Origin of the sequence: Desulfosporosinus hippei DSM 8344 (genome assembly GCF_900100785.1) — a bacterium.
In the GTDB taxonomy this organism is placed as follows: domain Bacteria; phylum Bacillota; class Desulfitobacteriia; order Desulfitobacteriales; family Desulfitobacteriaceae; genus Desulfosporosinus; species Desulfosporosinus hippei.
Map to the genome: position 1 here is coordinate 1 of NZ_FNCP01000011.1, position 17,750 is coordinate 17,750.

Annotated in this window: 18 protein-coding genes; 13 read left to right on the plus strand and 5 right to left on the minus strand. The window is 39.6% G+C overall.

All coding sequences use genetic code 11. The annotated features are described in order from the left end of the window. Nucleotides 1–2,182 (plus strand): diguanylate cyclase (locus BLS16_RS10810; protein WP_242876258.1); only part of this gene is annotated, 2,182 nt, incomplete at its 5' end. Here BLS16_RS10810 and yyaC read toward each other — a convergent pair. Further along, nucleotides 2,179–2,745, minus strand: a complete 567-nt coding sequence (gene yyaC, locus BLS16_RS10815; RefSeq protein ID WP_242876259.1) for a spore protease YyaC — start codon at nt 2,743–2,745, stop codon at nt 2,179–2,181. The genes BLS16_RS10810 and yyaC overlap by 4 nt on opposite strands. A 218-nt stretch (nt 2,746–2,963) precedes the next feature. On the opposite strand from yyaC, the gene BLS16_RS10820 reads away from it, so the two are divergent. The 11 genes from BLS16_RS10820 to BLS16_RS10870 all read left to right on the plus strand — a co-directional run bounded on the left by BLS16_RS10820 (nt 2,964) and on the right by BLS16_RS10870 (nt 13,830). Beyond that, complete coding sequence (locus BLS16_RS10820) at nt 2,964–3,608, plus strand: HDIG domain-containing metalloprotein (protein WP_092333105.1); 645 nt, start codon at nt 2,964–2,966, stop codon at nt 3,606–3,608. 333 nt (nt 3,609–3,941) lie between these two features. Beyond that, nucleotides 3,942–4,157, plus strand: coding sequence for a 4Fe-4S dicluster domain-containing protein (locus BLS16_RS10825; RefSeq protein ID WP_034601146.1), 216 nt, complete (start codon nt 3,942–3,944; stop codon nt 4,155–4,157). Next, the gene (locus BLS16_RS10830; RefSeq protein ID WP_092333106.1) at nt 4,150–5,271 is read left to right on the plus strand and encodes a 2-oxoacid:acceptor oxidoreductase subunit alpha; all 1,122 of its coding nucleotides are present in this window, start codon (nt 4,150–4,152) and stop codon (nt 5,269–5,271) included. Before BLS16_RS10825 ends, BLS16_RS10830 begins: the two co-directional genes overlap by 8 nt. Then, nucleotides 5,264–6,070 carry a 2-oxoacid:ferredoxin oxidoreductase subunit beta gene (locus tag BLS16_RS10835; RefSeq protein WP_092333107.1) on the plus strand — a complete coding sequence of 269 codons (807 nt, stop codon included), beginning with the start codon at nt 5,264–5,266 and terminating at the stop codon, nt 6,068–6,070. The genes BLS16_RS10830 and BLS16_RS10835 overlap by 8 nt, the downstream gene beginning before the upstream one ends. Next, the gene (locus tag BLS16_RS10840; protein WP_092333108.1) at nt 6,070–6,654 is read left to right on the plus strand and encodes a 2-oxoacid:acceptor oxidoreductase family protein; all 585 of its coding nucleotides are present in this window, start codon (nt 6,070–6,072) and stop codon (nt 6,652–6,654) included. The genes BLS16_RS10835 and BLS16_RS10840 overlap by 1 nt, the downstream gene beginning before the upstream one ends. Continuing rightward, nucleotides 6,651–8,057, plus strand: a complete 1,407-nt coding sequence (locus BLS16_RS10845) for a HEAT repeat domain-containing protein (protein WP_092333109.1) — start codon at nt 6,651–6,653, stop codon at nt 8,055–8,057. The genes BLS16_RS10840 and BLS16_RS10845 overlap by 4 nt, the downstream gene beginning before the upstream one ends. A gap of 335 nt (nt 8,058–8,392) precedes the next feature. Continuing rightward, the gene (locus BLS16_RS10850) at nt 8,393–8,578 is read left to right on the plus strand and encodes a hypothetical protein (RefSeq protein ID WP_092333110.1); all 186 of its coding nucleotides are present in this window, start codon (nt 8,393–8,395) and stop codon (nt 8,576–8,578) included. A gap of 68 nt (nt 8,579–8,646) precedes the next feature. Then, on the plus strand, nt 8,647–10,899 hold the full coding sequence (gene acs, locus BLS16_RS10855; RefSeq protein ID WP_092333111.1) for an acetate--CoA ligase: 2,253 nt from the start codon (nt 8,647–8,649) through the stop codon (nt 10,897–10,899). A gap of 222 nt (nt 10,900–11,121) precedes the next feature. Further along, complete coding sequence (locus tag BLS16_RS10860; RefSeq protein ID WP_092333112.1) at nt 11,122–11,787, plus strand: hypothetical protein; 666 nt, start codon at nt 11,122–11,124, stop codon at nt 11,785–11,787. Between the two features lie 26 nt (nt 11,788–11,813). Continuing rightward, the gene (locus tag BLS16_RS10865; protein ID WP_092333113.1) at nt 11,814–12,452 is read left to right on the plus strand and encodes a fumarylacetoacetate hydrolase family protein; all 639 of its coding nucleotides are present in this window, start codon (nt 11,814–11,816) and stop codon (nt 12,450–12,452) included. A gap of 325 nt (nt 12,453–12,777) precedes the next feature. Next, nucleotides 12,778–13,830: an HD-GYP domain-containing protein gene (locus BLS16_RS10870; RefSeq protein ID WP_092333114.1), complete on the plus strand. Its 1,053-nt coding sequence runs from the start codon at nt 12,778–12,780 to the stop codon at nt 13,828–13,830. 304 nt (nt 13,831–14,134) lie between these two features. Here the strand turns inward: BLS16_RS10870 and BLS16_RS10875 are convergent, their stop codons facing one another. From BLS16_RS10875 to BLS16_RS10890, 4 genes are all read right to left on the minus strand, one after another. Then, the gene (locus BLS16_RS10875) at nt 14,135–14,320 is read right to left on the minus strand and encodes a ferredoxin (protein WP_014903945.1); all 186 of its coding nucleotides are present in this window, start codon (nt 14,318–14,320) and stop codon (nt 14,135–14,137) included. 62 nt (nt 14,321–14,382) lie between these two features. Next, nucleotides 14,383–15,192, minus strand: coding sequence for a GDSL-type esterase/lipase family protein (locus tag BLS16_RS10880; protein WP_092333115.1), 810 nt, complete (start codon nt 15,190–15,192; stop codon nt 14,383–14,385). Nucleotides 15,193–15,202: 10 nt separating this feature from the next. After that, nucleotides 15,203–16,213: an ABC transporter permease subunit gene (locus BLS16_RS10885; protein WP_242876260.1), complete on the minus strand. Its 1,011-nt coding sequence runs from the start codon at nt 16,211–16,213 to the stop codon at nt 15,203–15,205. Beyond that, entirely contained in the window at nt 16,200–17,120 is a 921-nt protein-coding gene (locus BLS16_RS10890) for an ABC transporter ATP-binding protein (protein WP_092333118.1), read from the minus strand. Before BLS16_RS10890 ends, BLS16_RS10885 begins: the two co-directional genes overlap by 14 nt. A 286-nt stretch (nt 17,121–17,406) precedes the next feature. Between BLS16_RS10890 and BLS16_RS10895 the strand changes: the two genes are divergently transcribed. After that, nucleotides 17,407–17,733 (plus strand): YnfA family protein, encoded by a 327-nt coding sequence (locus BLS16_RS10895; RefSeq protein WP_176786129.1) that lies wholly within the window; start codon nt 17,407–17,409, stop codon nt 17,731–17,733. Nucleotides 17,734–17,750 lie beyond the last annotated feature (17 nt).

Sequence of the window (17,750 nt, forward strand, 5' to 3'; positions counted from 1 at the left end):
GTTGTATTATTTCAAGATGAAAGCGATCAGTTTGTGGCCAAATTCCGATCCGTTTTCCTGTCCGAAAACCGATCAGTTTATTTTACCATTCACAATAACCGACATTGAAGAATATGATACTGCTGAAGCTGTTGTACAGGCAGCAAAAGAGCACAAACTTGTAGTGTTCGTGATGGGAAAGCCCCCTGCACTCTATTACTTGTATAAAATGGGGATTCAGGATGATTTTAATTACACGAATTCTTCCCTATATACGAGTAATTTTTATAGAGCCGTTAAAAAGGACAACAAGGAAATGTTGACGACAATTAATAAAGGATTTGCTAAGATTTCTGAGAGTGAATATAAAGCGATTGATGAACAGTGGTTTGGATCAAAGAATTTGAATCTGTATGAACATCCACTATTAAAAATCATAGTATCAATCGGAGGAACAATTCTAGTAGTTGCCATGTTGTTATTCCTTTGGAACAGGACTCTACAAAGAATGGTTAGACAAAGAACCAGCGAATTGACCGAGGCTCTTATAGCCCGAAAACAAGTGGAGGCTGAGATTAGAACCTTGAATACTGAGCTGGAAAATCGAGTCCAGCAAAGAACTGCCCAGCTGGAAGAGCTAAATAGTGAGTTGGAAGAGAGTAATGCCTTGCTCGAGGAGGAGATTGTCAAGCGAGAGATTATTGAGGAAGAAATACGGAATTTAAATGATGGGCTTGAAGACACGGTGAAAATGCGTACTTGTCAGTTGGATATGCTTAATAGTGTTCTGGAACAGCAGAATTCTTTATTACACGAATCCCAAAGAGTAGCACATTTGGGAAGTTACGTTGCAGATATCAAAAAAAGAGATTGGCTTTGTTCGCCTGAGCTTTGTGAGGTTTTTGGGATTGACGACACCTATCCCCACACGGAGGAAAGTTGGATGAAGATTGTTCATCCCGAATGGCGTTCCAAGGTATCAAACTATTTTTTGCAGGCTGCAAGAGCTCATCAAGGTTTTGATTTTGTCTATAAAATTATCAGAATTAACGATGGAGCAGAATGTTGGGTGCATGAACTGGGCAAATTTGAGTTGGATGAGAATCATAAGGCATATCGGTTAATTGGAATCATTCAAGATATTACCGATAGAAAGTTTGCTGAAGAGAAAATTGTTTATTTAAGTCTGCATGACCAATTAACAGGCTTATATAACCGGCGCTTTTTTGAAGAAGAGCTAAAACGTCTTGATGTTCCTGGTAATTATCCATTGACCCTTGTAATGGGGGATGTCAATGGACTTAAATTAATTAATGATTCCTTTGGTCATGCTTACGGGGATGAACTTCTTAAACATGTTGCAGAGGTTCTAAGTGAAGGCTGCAGAAAAGGAGATATCATTGCTAGATTGGGTGGAGATGAGTTTGTCCTTCTGCTACCTAATACGGATACTGTGGAAACGGAGAAAATCCTTAAACGAATAAATGAATTAGCCAAAAAGAAACGTGTTGGTACTGTCGAAATATCAATATCTTTTGGTTATGAAACTAAAAATAGTGAAGAAAAAGATATTCTAGAGATATTAAAAAGAGCCGAAGATTATATGTACAAGAAAAAGCTGTTTGAAGGGCCGAGTATTCGAGGAAAAACCATTCAGACGATTATTAGAACTCTTCATGAAAAAAATACTAGGGAAGAACAGCATTCCTACCGGGTTTCAGAGCTTTGTCAAAAGATGGGGGAAGCGCTTTGCCTATTAGATGGAGAAGTTCAAGAGTTAAAAAATGTGGGTTTGCTCCATGATATTGGCAAAATCGCAATTGACGAAAATATCCTTAATAAGCCGGAAAAACTAAGCTTTGACGAATGGGAAGAAGTTAAACGTCATCCTGAAATCGGTTACCGAATTTTAAGCACAGCCAATGGAATGGCTGAAATTGCGGAATACGTCTTAGCCCACCATGAAAGGTGGGATGGATTAGGTTATCCAAAAGGGTTAAAAAGAGAGGAGCTGCCTCTTCAGCCAAGGATCATAGCCATTGCTGATGCCTATGATGCTATGACAAGTTCAAGAAGCTATAGAGATGCTTTATCGAATAAAGTGGCCATCGAAGAGTTGAAGAAAAATGCGGGGACGCAGTTTGATCCGGTGCTTGTTGAACTGTTTATTCAGAAAGTCATTAATCCTACTCCGAATTTTTAGGAGCATTGATTGCGAGTTGCTGTTCGAACTTGTCTCTCTTGGGAAACAGGTACTGCACGCCAGATTAAATGTGTCATGTCAGTGGCTAGCTTCATTACTGTATGAAGACGAGTGCATTGCAGAACCTGAAGCTCGAGGAAGCCACCCATATTGACAATTCCGAGGATCGAGATATCACCTACAGTTGGTAAACTCTTGTTTAAAGCTGCTCCTGGGGATAAAGGGGAGTTGGATAAGGATATTTTACCGATTTCATCATATTTACCAAGACAGGCATCGATGGCAACGACAATATCTGGGTTATTTATTGCCATTGCTTTTTCTAGATCTTTAATTAAATTTTGGGCGTGAAGAGGTTCGTCAAGTGTTCCTAATACCGTATAACCCAGTCGCTTTAGATTTGTTCCAACCAGTGGCCCCAAACAGTCACCAGTTGCCCGGTCGGAACCAATGCAAGTGAAGAGGACTTTCTTCCTATATGTTAGTTCTTTCAACGTGGTGATAAAGGACAACTTTTCGGTGTAATCAATGGAAAATGAATTAAATGTTGCTAAGATACTCATAGATTTATTCGTAATATTAGTCACCTCCATTTTAGGTGATAGTGCTTATTAGTTATTGTATATGTGAAGGGAAAATATATGCTTAAATTAGCAAGAGTATATAATGACGAACTGGTTTGGGTTTAGTGGACAAGTTGAAAACAATGTTGAATACAAGCATTAAATTAATAAAGTTGGAAAGCATAGATTAAAAGAATCGTTAAACTGGAGTAACTAAAATGAAAATATTTCCTGAAATTGATGACCATTTAATGAATGACCTTAAACCATCAGCCTATATTAATGAATTAAGCAATACGGAATTATTTATAGAATACCCCTTCACGTTACTGAGCGACTTAAAGAAAGTACCTCAATCGCCCAAACATCATCCTGAAGGGAGTGTGTGGAATCATACAATGTTAGTTCTGGATAATGCTGGGGAAAGAAAACAGCTCAGCCTAGACCCAAAGGTTCTTATGTGGTCAGCGTTACTTCATGATTTGGGAAAAGCATCAGCAACGAAGATGACGAAGGGGAGAATTACCTCGTATGACCACGACAAATTGGGAGAGGGGCTTGCAGTAAAATTCCTTAAAGAGTTCACGAAGGATGAGAAATTTATCAATAAGGTTTCCAAAATGGTCAGGTGGCACATGCAGATACTCTTTGTTACGAAGAGTTTGCCATTTGCTGATATTCGAAGAATGGCTTCCGAGATTTCCGTTGATGAAGTTGCCCTACTTGGATTATGTGATAGATTAGGGAGAGGAAACATGACCCTGGAAAAAAAAACAAGTGAGGAAAAAAGTATTTTATCGTTTTTAGAAAAGTGCCAAATGTATTTAAGTGACCGCAAAAGACCCTTTGATTCAGTCAGGTAAGAAGAGAAGACCCGACGAGAGTCGAAACTACTAGGAATAGGTTTAACAGTTATTAGGGCTGTTGAGCCTATTTTTGCATTTTATTCATAATATAAAGTGTAGGAGTTGTTGATAAACAGGAAAGATCTTTAGTAAATTAGCGAATCTTCAAAAGATTTTGGATTGATGGGAGGAAAATTAAGACATCTGGCGAACAAATGAATAAGAGTAATCGCCTAAACCCTGGGACCTGGGGACAAGTGCGTTGTTTCTTCATAGTTAAAGCAGTGAGAAAACAACGTACTTGTCCTTCTTTCACAAAATGACTTTGGATATTAGGGAGATGGGAAGACATTGGTTACAGCAATTCATGATACTAGGGTAATTGTTAATGAGGATTGGTGCAAGAAATGCGGAATATGTATAGCCTTTTGTCCCAAAAAAGTTCTGGAAAGTAATGAACTAGGAAGGGTTGTGGTTGTCAGGCCAGACCAATGCATAGCATGTAAGATTTGTGAAAAACTCTGCCCAGACTTTGCTATCAATATAGAGGTGACTAAAGATGAGTAATCCAAAGCTAATGCAAGGAAATGAAGCTGTAGCGGAAGGAGCTCTGGCAGCGGGGGTTCTTTTCTATGCCGGATATCCCATTACACCCTCTACAGAAATAGCTGAAAAGATGGCAGAAAGGTTGCCCTTAGTTGGTGGGAGCTTTATCCAAATGGAAGATGAAATTGGAAGTATGGCAGCAATTATTGGAGCGTCCTTGACAGGGCTTAAAGCGCTTACAGCGACGAGTGGACCAGGTTTTTCATTGATGCAGGAAAACTTAGGTTATGCTGTAGCTACGGAAGTTCCATGTGTCGTGGTCAATGTACAAAGAGGAGGACCAAGTACGGGATTACCAACTTCACCCGCCCAAGCTGATGTTATGCAGGCTCGATGGGGTACTCATGGAGATCACCCGATAATTGCCATAACCCCTTCCACTGTACAAGAGTGTTATGTGCTAACAGTAATTGCCTTTAATTTGGCAGAGGAATATCGGATCCCAGTAATTTTACTGATGGACGAAGTAATTGGTCACTTGCGAGAAAAGGTAGTTTTACCTGATCAGTTGACAATCGTAAATCGTAAAAAGCCTGATGTACCACCAGGAGAGTATCTTCCTTACGAAAACGATGACAGCATGATCCCAGCAATGGCTAACTTCGGTGATGGTTATCGTTACCATGTAACTGGATTGACACATAATCAGAAAGGCTTGTCAAGCGGAAATCCGGAAGTGACCAAATCTTTTATGCAACGCTTAACGCAAAAGCTAAATCCATACTTAGATCGGATTCAAATGGTTGAGGAAGTGCAACTAGAAGATGCGGACTTGATTTTAATAGCTTACGGATGTAGTGCTCGTTCAGCTATGGAGGCCCTTCATATAGCTCGTGGACGTGGTTTGAAAGTTGGGCTCTTTCGACCAATAACGATTTGGCCTTTTCCGCAAAAGCAGTTAGAGAAGTATGTTGGTCGCAAATTTCTGGTGGTAGAAATGAATACCGGACAGTTAGCTGGCGAAATCGAAAGAATCTTTGGCAATAAAGCTGTGGAACGGTTAAATCGCATAGATGGAGAATTAATAACTCCCAAAGAAGTTCTAGATAAGATTGGGGGGGTATGTAATGTTTAATGATATCGCACAGTATTTTAGAACTGATACCTTACCTCATATCTGGTGCCCTGGGTGTGGAATAGGGACGATCACAGCTGCAATTGTGCGAGCTATTAAAACGCTGCAGCTTGATCAAAACAAGGTGATCTTTGTCTCTGGAATTGGCTGTTCTTCACGAATGCCGGGATATTTGGACTTTAATACAATCCATACGACACACGGTAGAGCACTGCCCTTTGCCACAGGAATTAAAGCGGCTCGCCCGGAACTGGATGTTTTCGTTATCATGGGCGATGGTGATTCGACAGCTATTGGTGGAAATCATTTGATTCATGCCTCTAGACGCAATATTGATCTGACAGCAATAGTGATTAATAATAGTATATATGGTATGACTGGTGGGCAGACTTCGCCACTAACCCCGCATGACAAACGAGGAACGACCTCTCCTTTCGGTAACCTTGAGAGACCTTTCCAGGTGCTAGAGTTGGCTAAAGCAGCTGGAGCTACATATGGGGCTAGAGCCACTGCCTTTCATAATCAACTCCTTACTAAACTCGTAATAGATGCCTACAATAATCCTGGGTTTTCTCTGGTAGAGGCAATTTCCCAGTGTCCTGTATCCTATGGTCGGCGAAATAAGTTTAAAACCCCGGCGGATATGCTGCTGTGGCAAAAAGAGCATGCTTACAAAGCTGGGCAACGAATTGGACATGAGGATGACTTTCAGATTGGCGAAATTTTTAGCAGCCAGGCACCTGAGTATACAAAGGAATATGACAAATTACGACAGAGGCTAAAGGAGGTCAGTCGCTGATGGCAATGCAAAAATTTTTATTGACCGGAACAGGCGGACAGGGACTGATTTTAGCTGCAATAATGTTAGCTGAGGCGGGAATTTATGCTGGACAAAATGTTGCTCAGAGTCAAAGCTATGGTCCTGAAGCTCGGGGAGGTGCTAGTCGGGCTGAAGTTATTATCGGGGATGAGGACATTTATTACCCTAAAGTTGAGAGACCAAACTTCGTCCTAACCCTTAGTCAGGAAGCCTACAAAAAATATGGCTTACATTTAGACGAAGAGGCTATTCTGATTGTCGATGATACTCAAGTAACAGAGGTCAAGCCGAGAAGTAAAAACTTTTATTCGTTGCCCATAACTAAGGCTGCCCGAGCCCATTTTGGCTCTGAACAAAGCGCTAATGTATTAGCCCTGGGAGTTGTGGCCTCAATAAGTGGTTACCTATCTATGGATAATGTTTTACAGTCAGTTAAGCATCGAGCTCCAAAAGGTACCACTGAGCAAAACATCAAAGCGTTGGAAATAGGATGGAAAATGGGATTAAAGGCGGGGGAAAACCAAGAAAATAAACATTGTCAAAACGAAGGTGATGAATCGTGACAGAGCTAAGGAATTGGGGCTGGACCCAAAATGATTTGTCCAGCTTGGCAGAAAGCCTCACTGCTGTACTACTTGAGGAGTGGGGTGGGCCAAGAAGTCCACTTGCACTTAAATATATTAATGAAACTATCATTCCAGATCTTATTCACTGTTTTTGTTGCAATGCAGACTTGCTTACAAATTCGACCTATGCCGAGATTATTCAGTGGAAACTAAAAAATCAGTTTGCCAATCCTTCTGCTGTTGTAGAGGATTTGGCGAAAGACTTACTAGTGCCTGCGCAAAAAATCATCAAGCGGCCACAAATAACCGATCCGAAGGAACCCTGGAGACGAATCTTTCGTCTGTGGATTGGTGGGGAATCATTGCCTAATATAGCCGAGAGAACAGGTTATCCTTTAGATTATCTGGATTTATTAATTCTAAGATTAAAAAGACTGAAAGCATTTATGGCAAGTACTAGGGCTAGTCTCCTGGAATGTAAGCAGAATGCAGAACTAAGAGATTATGGATTCGAACAATTAAGTTTCCTTTATCAATTCCAGACTGCGGTCTCTGGAGAGCCCTTATATAAAGAACGTCTGATTCTGGAACAAGTAATTTGGGATCTGGGAATGCCACTGATGGTTCCCGATTTGGTAACTCTATTAGAGATAATTCATACCCATGAAGGACGATTGGATGAGCAGTCTTTAATATCAGCAATGAGCGAGGCTGCAGGAATGTGGGGGTCAGGGATTGGGGCTTCAGGAGGTGACCAAAGAGTTAACCTTTTCTCGTGTGTCATTGATGGACTGATATCCTTGCACTATATTCAAAAGAACAAAGCCGGAAAGCTGGCACTAAGTGAGAAAAGTGCTCAAATAATCGCAGGTTTCTTACTACCGAAACTTGGCGAGCAGCTAAAGAGAGCTGTTGAAATTGAGGATCTGGAATTAGCCAAAGGAATTTTATTAGGTCAAAACGAAGCTGTTCTAATCCATTTAATCGACTGGGTTGTCACTGAATTTAATAATGAGCAAGGGTTTGAGATGCTAAGTAATATCTATCAAAAGGTAAGTAGAAGGGTTGATATTCATCTAATAAAGGCCTTCGCCCAGCTTCCTAAGGCCTTTGATCTGCTAATAAGGTGTTTAGGTGATAATGATAGCTTAATTAGAGGGAGAGCTTGTGACGCTTTGTCACAGATGGGAAATGGATTAGCAACTGTTTCATTGCTTCAATTGTTGAAAGATCCTGTTGTTGGGGTAAGAGAATTGGCAGTGCAAGCCCTAGGAGAAGTAGGAGATAGCTCAACGATTGAGTATCTTTCCAGAGTATCTGAAGATTATGGAGAATCAGTAAGTATAAGAGAAAAAGCTAGGAAGGCTATTCTGCAAATTGAAAGTCGCCGTAAGAATTAGTGACGTTAAACCAAGGTGTTCAGCAATCTAAGCACCTTGGTCTTAATTTAATTATGTAATCAAAAGAAAAAAATATAAAAAAATCATTGAAATATTCAGTAAAGTGTGTTAGTATTCATATATGGTTGAAATAAAGAAGTTTCAAGTTGTTATAGGTACTTATCTTTAGTCAAGTGAAAATACGTGCAAGTTATAGGGGGGATGTATTAAAAATAGAAATATCCTTTTGATTAATCTTAAAGTAGTATAAGGAAAAATGCAAATGTTGTTTTCAATATGTAAAACACAGTTTCACGATGCAAAACAATACAAATATATATACGGAGGTCAGATCAGTGACTATTGAAAAAGCAAAAAAGCAGAGCTCTATCGGAAACATTCCTTCAACGGAAACGAAAGATATTAGAAAAGAAGGTCAAAGAGGAGATTCGGTTGAGATTCGAACTAAAGTTAAAGAAGCAATTAAAGCTATTGAACTTTGCTACAATTATGAAACAGGGTTTCACTACATAAAACAGTAACCCTATATATTTGATTTTGTTAGGCCGGCCTGTCGTCATAGGGAATTTTTGATAGGAGGATTGTTGACATGGTTATTCGAAACCCTGAAATTTTCGACCTTGGGCAAGATCGGACAAAGTTTTGGGGCGACCAGGGAAACCGTTTGGACTGGTTTAAACCCTGGGATAAAGTTCTTGAATGGAATAATCCTTTTGCCAAGTGGTATGCAGGTGGGAAATTAAATGCTGCTTATAATTGTTTAGACCGGCACCTTAACGGAGCACGTCGTAATAAAGCTGCACTAATTTTTGAAGGAGAGTTGGGAGACTACCGAGTTCTAACATATCAAGATCTCCACCGTGAGGTATCTCGCTTTGCGAATGTTCTTAAATCCTACGGAGTAGAAAAAGGGGATCGTGTGACAATATATATGCCTATGATCCCTGAGACTGTGATTGCGATGCTTGCATGTGCTAGGATTGGTGCCCCTCATATTGTTGTATTTGGTGGATTTAGTTACGAAGCATTAAAAGATCGGGTTTTGGATGCTCAGTCCAAGGTTATCGTCACATCAGATGGCAGTTATCGGCGAGGGAATATAATTCCTCTCAAAGAAAATGTAGATCAAGCGCTAAAAACCGTTACTTGTGTGGAAAAAGTAATTGTTGTTCAAAGAACCGGCCAGTCAGTTGCTATGCAAGAAGGCCGTGATATTTGGTATCATGAAGTTGTCAAGAATATACCAATAGTTTGTCCGGCAGAGGAAATGGATGCAGACGATATGCTATTCATTCTTTACACCAGTGGAACAACGGGCAAACCTAAAGGTATTGTCCATAGTGTTGGGGGTTACATGGTCGGGGTCTCAACAACTCATGAATGGGTATTTGATCTCAAGGATGAAGATGTATATTGGTGCACAGCGGATGTTGGCTGGATAACAGGACATAGTTATTTGGTATATGGCCCATTAGCCAATGGCGCAACTATTTTATTGTACGAAGGTGCGCCGGATTATCCTGATAAAGATCGGTATTGGGAGATTGTTGAGAAATATAAGGTTACTATACTTTACACAGCGCCCACTGCGATTCGTACGTTTATGAAATGGGGAGAAAAATACCCAATGGGTCGGGATATTTCCAGTCTGCGACTTTTAGGCTCTGTGGGAGAACCCATTAATCCTGATGCTTGGATGTGGTATCACAAACATATCGGAAAAGAACGTTGTCCTATAGTGGATACTTGGTGGCAAACTGAGACAGGGATGATTATGATTACCCCTATACCTGAGGTTACACCTCTAAAGGCGGGCTCCTGCGCTGTCCCTTTTCCTGGGGTCAAGATGGGAATTGTGGATCATCAAGGAAAACCCGTAGAAAAAGGTGATAGTGGATATTTAGTAGTTTGTGAGCCTTGGCCGGCAATGCTCAAAACTGTCTATGGTGATGATAAACGTTACGAAGACACCTATTGGGGACAGTATGCTGGTATGTATTTCACCGGGGATGAAGCCAAATGGGATGAGGATGGGTATTTCTGGGTAATAGGACGTGTGGATGATGTTATTAATGTCTCGGGACATCGGATTGGAACGGCGGAAGTCGAAGGGGCGTTAGTTGATCATCCTGCGGTAGCAGAAGCCGCTTGTGTCGGTAGAACTCACGCCGTTAAAGGTCAAGCAGTTTTTGCTTTTGTAAGTCTCAAAGAAGGTATAGTAGTTCACGACAGTTTAATTGCTGAACTTAAGGCCCATGTAGTCTTGAAGATTGGTTCATTAGCACGGCCTGATGATGTTTTTTTAACAGATGAATTGCCGAAGACCCGAAGCGGAAAGATTATGAGGAGATTGTTAAAGGATATCGCTGAAGGTAGGGCAATGGGGGATACCAGCACTTTAGCTGATGCTTCGATCATTGATTTGCTTAAGAAAAATGTTAATCAAAAGACGGCTACAGTTCAAAAAACTGAAGTTGCTCATAATGTAGCTATAAAATTGGGTAGAAATAAAATTTCCATTCCTGACACGGCTGTATTTAATCGCTGCAAAGATGAGTCCTACGAAGGATATAGTTACACAGTATGGTTCTCTACTCCTGCAAAGGATGGATTGCGTCATCCAGTTACTCATTTTTATTGCTTTCAATGGATAGAAAGACTGAATTCTGTCTCTGAAATAATCTGTGCGGTTACGAACATAATGATAAACAATAAAGATACTTTCGAGGCAATTTTCGCAAATGGGGCGCCGGATTTTAGCCATGCAGTAATTAATGAAGGAAATATTACAGATGATTTGGCAGAAGAAGTGCAAATTTGTTTTTGTGGTTCCGAAGGCTAAAGGCATTGATAAACAAAAACCATCCTTAGAATCCATTAGGATTGCTCAAGGGTGGTTTTTTGTGACTTAGATATCAGCACATAAACTCACTTGAAAAAATATGAGTAGAGCACAAAAACCTGCTATAATGATTTTGAAACCAAAATAGTAATGGCCGTCGATATTAGAAGTAATGTGGCTCAGATAACTTTACTATGGTAAGCAATAGGAAAAGGAGATGTTATGAGAAAGAAGATTATAATAATTATAAGTATAATGCTTTTACTACTCGCTGGGGTAGGTGTCTGGGGATATAATAATTTCTTTAAGTCTGACCCTGAAATTCAACAACAACTTAACAATCAATTTGGAGAAGACTTTTTTAAATCCTTCAATGATGAAATTACAGATGTAAATTCAAGTGCTTCAAATGAACAACAAACTAATGGTATGAATTTAGCGGGTGATGCTCCAAGTTCGGAACTTGCAACAGAGAAGGTGCAGCAAGGAAATGCAATAAGTGATACTGCAGCCGATGGTAACCAAGGGATCTTAGACAAAGAAATAACTAAAGAGCAAGTAATCAGTAAGTATCAACCCAAGTTTAACAATTTGCAAAATGTAGCCTTGGGTCGCTTAGATACCTTGTATACTGCTGCAGCTAAGGAATACGAACAACTCCGCAAGGCAGGTACTCTAAATCGGTCTGCATTGGCTCAAAAATATATCCAGGCGGGGACTATGCTTGAGGCTAACGTGGACAACCAATTTTATAGTACTCTTAATGCGCTGCAGGCCGAATTAGAGGCAAATAATCTCCCTACTGATGTAATAGCTTCCACTAAGGCAGCTTATGAACAGGCTAAGTCTAACAAAAGAGCCCAGCTTTTGTCTAAAGTTCGTAATTAGTGTTAAAAACACAGTAGGAGGCAGGTATGCAAGAAATAAAAAACATAATTTGTGTTGGTCGCAATTATATTGAACATGCTAAAGAACTTAACAATCCACTTCCTCAAGTTCCGCTATTGTTTACTAAGCCAACCCATTCTCTAGTTGAGGCTAATGGAAGTGAAATAATACTTCCTGGAGATAGGGGGGAACTTCAATATGAAGTTGAACTTGTATTCCATATTAACAGAAGGTATGAGCCGGGAATTAGACTTGAAGATCTAGTGGACAAAATAGCGGTGGGTATTGATTTTACATTGCGTGATGTACAGTCTGAGCTGAAAAAGAAAGGTTATCCCTGGGTCATTGCCAAAGGCTTTAGGAATTCCGCAGTACTTAGCTCTTGGCACCCTTTCCTAGGTCTGAAAGCGTTGATGGAGGTTGACTTTTCTTTGGAAAGGAATGGAGAAGAAGTACAACGTGGAAATATTAAAAATATGATTTTTGACTTACAGACTGTTGTAGAGTATACGACCCAAAATCTGGGACTTGACCAAGGGGATATTATTTTTACTGGCACACCGGCAGGAGTGGGGGCCGTTCTTGACCAGGATTTTTTCTCGTTAAAATTAGCTGATCATGAATTAGGAAGCTGTTTAATAAAACTCTTAAGGTTCAACTCTTAAAAGATACTCAAATAGCCCACGCCTCGAATATTAGGACGTGGGCTAAATTGATATTGCCTTAATAGCATTGTAGTTACACCCTTTACTTTATTCTAAAATCTCAGGTCAAAATATTGTTTCAAGAAAATTATGAGTTACTTGTGCGTAACTTTGTAATATTTGTCTTATGCATGCCAGTCGTTTTAATCACTAGTACTAATCAGTCTGAAAAAACGAAGTCTTTGCTTAAAGGATATTGGGGATTTATGACGAAATACTATAGTGTTTAAGATAAATGTGTCGATTAACGATGAAATGGTGACTATAAGGAAGAGAGGAAGAGGACTTGCGAGAAATCAGTGTTCAGCGCCTTAAAGAAGGAGATGTGCTAGCAAAAGAGATCTATTCCTCTAGTGGTAAGATACTTCTTGGCAAGGGCGTAGTATTAAAGCCTCAGTTTATTTATAGATTAAAGCAAATGGAAATGTATAGTGTTTATATTGAGGACGATTTAACCAGTGATATCATTATTGAAGATGTTATATCGGATAAGCACCGCTTTGAGGCTATGCGTGCCATTGAAAAATCATGCAAAACAATTCAAGATGATAAGAATAAAGAAATTAATATCAAAGAGGCAGTAAGTAACATTGTCCAAGACATTCTTTTTCAGAGAGAAATAATGATTAGCTTAATGGATATGCGAAACATGGATAATCAAGTTTACGCTCATTCTGTTAACGTCTGTGTATTATCATGTGTGTTGGGGAAAGGATTAGGTCTCCCAATCGAGAAACTTAATGAGCTTGCTCAAGGTGCCTTGCTCCATGATGTGGGAGTTGTTAATTTACCTGCTGAGATACTTAATAAAAGAAGTAAGCTAACTGATGAGGAAAGAGAATTATATAATAGTCATACCACTCAGGGCTATGAGCTGATTCGGAATAAAGCACAAACGAGTATCATCGTTGCTCATATGGCCTATCAACATCACGAATGGACAAATGGCAAAGGGTATCCTCGACAATTAAAAGGTAATGCTCTTCACCCCTTAGCAGAGATTGTTGCTATAGCAGATTTCTATGATTGTCTGATCCATGGGTCTCCGGGAATTCCAAGAGTATTACCCCATGTTGCTTGCGAAATACTCATGGCAAACGCTGGAGTGCGTTTTCGCAAGGAATTAATCCATATCTTTCTACAATATATCGCTTCCTATCCTACAGGGTATACAGTTAAGCTTAATAATGGAGATACAGGAGTTATTGTCGGACAGAACAAAGGGTTACCTATGAGACCGATCGTGCGTGTTTTTGAAGGTAATCGTCCTCAAGTGCGGGTTACGGAGTATGATTTAGCAAAAGAATTAACTTTATTTATTAACTACGTGATAGAATAATTGTTAATCCAACAAATACAGCAGGAGAGCTTATAGCTCTCCTGCTGTATTTGTTGGATTAACTTGAATAAGTAACTCTTTAATCCCAAAGAGACATTTTGCCAATCTTTTTGACGCGTCCCAGGAAGAGGTTATAGGAATTTGGGAGTTCTTAAGGATGTTAAGGAGATGTTAAACACACTTTTTCAACCCGATGGATTTAATATCGGGGTCAATGATGGTAAAGCTAGGGGATGTAGCCGATCCCCGTGGTGGTATTCCCAAGATTAAGAAGAGCTTAATACCCTATACTGGAGAAGGAGAACTATTCTAAAATTATTGCAGCTACTGGGCAACTCTTAGCGGCTTCTTTAGTTGATTGTTCGGCCTCATCGGGAACTGGATTCTTGTAGGCTTCAGCGATTTCATAGCCATTCATTCGGAAAACTTGAGGGCAAATTGCTTCACAAGCACCGCAGCCAATACAGTCAGAATTTACGGTAGCGTACATAAATTCACGATCCTTTCTCGTTTGGAATTAATTGGTTTTTGTTAAATGAACTGGAAATTTAATTATAATCCGGCAATGATCATTTCCAGAGATCTACTAATTCTATTAGATATAGCCTGATATCCAGCTGAATTCGGGTGTAGGCCATCTTGTGCTACAAATCTTTCGGTGTTGTACTTAAAAAGATCATAGGTCGGGATGAAAATTGCTTTACCATCTGTTTCTACTAGCTGTTGGGTATTGAAGTTCCAGCTGTTTAGTAGTTGAGAATCTACGAGATTCGTTGCCTTTTCATAGGGGTTATACAATCCTAAGAAAATAATGATCGAATTGGGGTTAGTCCTTCGCAGTTCCTTGAAGGTTAACTTTAGGTTACTCAAGTATCTATCCAGCCTCACCTTGAATTCGTTTTCTTTATCAAAAGAATTCAGCGTGAGAATACTGCGGATATCATTACCTCCAATAGAAACTAAGATTATATCTGTATGCGTAAGTTGTTCCTCAAGCCGATGGCTTTGGAGTTGTTCCAGTAATCCGGTGCTTTCCAGTCCATCAATTCCCGCATTATCAGCAATAATTTCTTTAGAGGTATTGTTTTTAAGATACTCCGATAAATAGCCTGAAAAACCTTTGCTCTTTTCGTCTCCTGTCCCTTTAGCGACAGAATCTCCTAGGATGAGCATTTGGATAGTGTTTGGATTCTTGGAGCTTGGGGTTAAATCTGCTGCCGATTCAAGGGGTGCTGATTCCGAAGTTGGTTGAGGATTAGCCTGTGTTGTGACGAGGATAGCTTGGTAGAAACCGTTAGCTAGAATAACGAAGCCAACAAAGGCAATCACAAGAATTGAGTACCACATGCTTTTTTTAAACATTTTTTACTCCTTAGACTAAAATGTCTTTTTTGGTGAAGTAGACAAAACTTATTATAATTGAAGCAGAAGCCCACCCCAGCAGAACTAAAATTGAGAAAAGCAAAGTCATACCTTCGATAGGCTGAAAGGATCCTGATAAATAATCTGTCAGTCGTAGATTGACCATGAACATGTAGCGTGTGATTTTCCAATCAGAGAGAAAGTAACTTATAAAGTTACCGGCTACAAGGGTTGACATAATAATCCCGATTGAAGCTGCTGTACTTCTCACTAAGACAGAAATCATAAATGAGATGCTCCCTACAACAAAGGAAACAAAAAAGGCTAAAGAATAAACCATGAGAGTGTAGCGCCACTGGGGAACATTTAGGACTGAGGAAGTGTCTAACTTTCCAGCGACTAGTTTGAAACCAGTCGCCACAGGAGCGTTCCATCCTCCGAAGCCAAAGAAAAGGCCTGAAATAATTTCGGATAACACAAAAGCAAAAAATAGCACAATAATCTCTAACATAATTAAAGTCAAGAACTTACTGAGCAGAACCTTCCATCTTGGAACGTTCCTGACAAGAAGAAGTTTAATAGTTCCGCTAGAGGATTCTCCTGACACCATATCTGAAGCTAACATAATGATAAGAAGAGGTAAGAATAAGAAAATCGATTGTTCCATAAATTTAGTGGTGAATTTTGCCGCGGACTGTTCCAATGGATTAATATCGTTATCAAGATTATATTGCAGTTGTTCAATTCTTACCCTGAGTGCTGACTTATCTTTCTCATCTCTATAAGGACTATCTAACCTGTTTTTGAGCTCGATCAGCTGCTGGTCAGCCAGTTTGTGCCAGTCGGTAGTTGCACTAATCCCCATTCTTTGAGAGAGTTGAGTCTTTATTCTTTCAGAGCTATGGTGTTGACCATAAGCAAAAACCGAAATTAGTGCAACGAGTATCGCTATGACAAACAAGAGACGTTTCTTAGAAATCATTTTGATAACTTCATTTTCTATCAGACTAAACAATTTCATCACCTACCGTTAGGTCTAAAAATAGATCTTCTAAAGTATTACGCGTTGCAGAACAATAAGTAAGTGCCAAACCCTCTGAGATTAAAAATTCATTGAGCTTATCAAGGGGATGTGGACCTATGTTAGCGCTGATAGTATTTTTCTTTAACTGACTAGCCTGGATATTCCAATGTTCTCTTAAAAGAGAGATTGCCGTCTCAGGATCACTTAATTGCCACTCAATCTTGTCATTGTCTTGGAGAAGATCTTGGATATTGGCTGTTTTGACGACACTTCCTTGTTTAATGATCGAGACGATATCACACATTTGCTGTATTTCTAAAAGTATGTGGCTTGAAACAAAAACAGTCATCCCTTCATCATAGGCAAGTTTTCTGATTAGATTTCTAAACTCTGTGATTCCGGCAGGGTCAAGACCGTTAGTAGGTTCGTCCAGGATCAAGAGTTTTGGTTTTGAAATAATAGCTTGGGCAATACCCAGACGTTGGCGCATACCGAGAGAATAGGTACTAACTTTGTCATTGACTCGATGTTGAAGTCCAACCATTTCTATAACATCTTTAATACGCTGCTGACTTATAGCTTTATTCATGGCAGCAAATTGAAGCAAGTTTTCCATGCCTGTTAAGTATTGGTACATGTCCGGGCTTTCTATGATGCAGCCGACATTGGATAAGGCTTTGACAAATTCGCGAGCAACAGAGTAGCCGCAGATTTTGACAGATCCTTCAGTAGGCTTTATTAAGCCGACAATCATCCGGATTGTCGTCGTTTTCCCAGCACCATTAGGCCCAAGGAATCCAAAAATTTGGGAAGGATGGAGAGTGAGGTTTATCCCTTTAACGATGTCCTTTCCTTTAATTGTTTTTCTTAGATTGGTTAATTCCAATACAGGTGTTTGTGGCATGATTTCTCCTTCATAAAACATCTAATTTACTTATTTAGAGAGGATTATTATTTCAGGGTTAATCTTCTTTTTTATTATAATTAAAAACTATGATAATAGGAAGTTGGAGTACTCTTATTTCGAATTTTTTGATTGAGGATTGCTTTGTATTAAGACAAATAGTCTATGCAGATAATGGTGTTGATTTCAAAGAGATAACGTTATATTGTTAAAGTACGACTTCTTTGTGGCTCTTAGGCCTCTTTTTTAATATGGCGGCTATTCAAAGAGGAGGGAGGATATATTTATGCTTCAGGCTGGTTTTCTATTTGTTCTTGCGGGTTTGGCTGAAATAGGCGGAGGCTATTTAGTATGGCTTTGGCTCAAAGAATCTCAGTCTGTTTGGTATGGGGTATTGGGCGGATGCATCCTAATCTTATATGGCATCATACCAACATTACAAAATTTCCCGAGCTTTGGGAGAGTGTATGCAGCTTATGGAGGGATATTTATTGTTCTTGCAGTTTTATGGGGATGGGCAGTTGATAAGAAAATTCCCGATACCTACGATTGGCTAGGTTCCGCCATATGTATTATAGGTGTTTCTGTAATGCTATGGGCTCCTCGTCATTAATACATAAATAAATGAAA

Bases quoted from the DNA above. Each gene is read 5' to 3' on its own strand.
- BLS16_RS10885 (WP_242876260.1), bottom strand. From the start codon at position 16,213: ATGAAATTGTTTAGTCTGATAGAAAATGAAGTTATCAAAATGATTTCT.
- BLS16_RS10880 (WP_092333115.1), bottom strand. From the start codon at position 15,192: ATGTTTAAAAAAAGCATGTGGTACTCAATTCTTGTGATTGCCTTTGTT.
- BLS16_RS10835 (WP_092333107.1), top strand. From the start codon at position 5,264: ATGTTTAATGATATCGCACAGTATTTTAGAACTGATACCTTACCTCAT.
- BLS16_RS10895 (WP_176786129.1), top strand. From the start codon at position 17,407: ATGCTTCAGGCTGGTTTTCTATTTGTTCTTGCGGGTTTGGCTGAAATA.
- BLS16_RS10820 (WP_092333105.1), top strand. From the start codon at position 2,964: ATGAAAATATTTCCTGAAATTGATGACCATTTAATGAATGACCTTAAA.
- acs (WP_092333111.1), top strand. From the start codon at position 8,647: ATGGTTATTCGAAACCCTGAAATTTTCGACCTTGGGCAAGATCGGACA.
- yyaC (WP_242876259.1), bottom strand. From the start codon at position 2,745: ATGAGTATCTTAGCAACATTTAATTCATTTTCCATTGATTACACCGAA.
- BLS16_RS10860 (WP_092333112.1), top strand. From the start codon at position 11,122: ATGAGAAAGAAGATTATAATAATTATAAGTATAATGCTTTTACTACTC.
- BLS16_RS10865 (WP_092333113.1), top strand. From the start codon at position 11,814: ATGCAAGAAATAAAAAACATAATTTGTGTTGGTCGCAATTATATTGAA.
- BLS16_RS10830 (WP_092333106.1), top strand. From the start codon at position 4,150: ATGAGTAATCCAAAGCTAATGCAAGGAAATGAAGCTGTAGCGGAAGGA.
- BLS16_RS10890 (WP_092333118.1), bottom strand. From the start codon at position 17,120: ATGCCACAAACACCTGTATTGGAATTAACCAATCTAAGAAAAACAATT.
- BLS16_RS10840 (WP_092333108.1), top strand. From the start codon at position 6,070: ATGGCAATGCAAAAATTTTTATTGACCGGAACAGGCGGACAGGGACTG.
- BLS16_RS10875 (WP_014903945.1), bottom strand. From the start codon at position 14,320: ATGTACGCTACCGTAAATTCTGACTGTATTGGCTGCGGTGCTTGTGAA.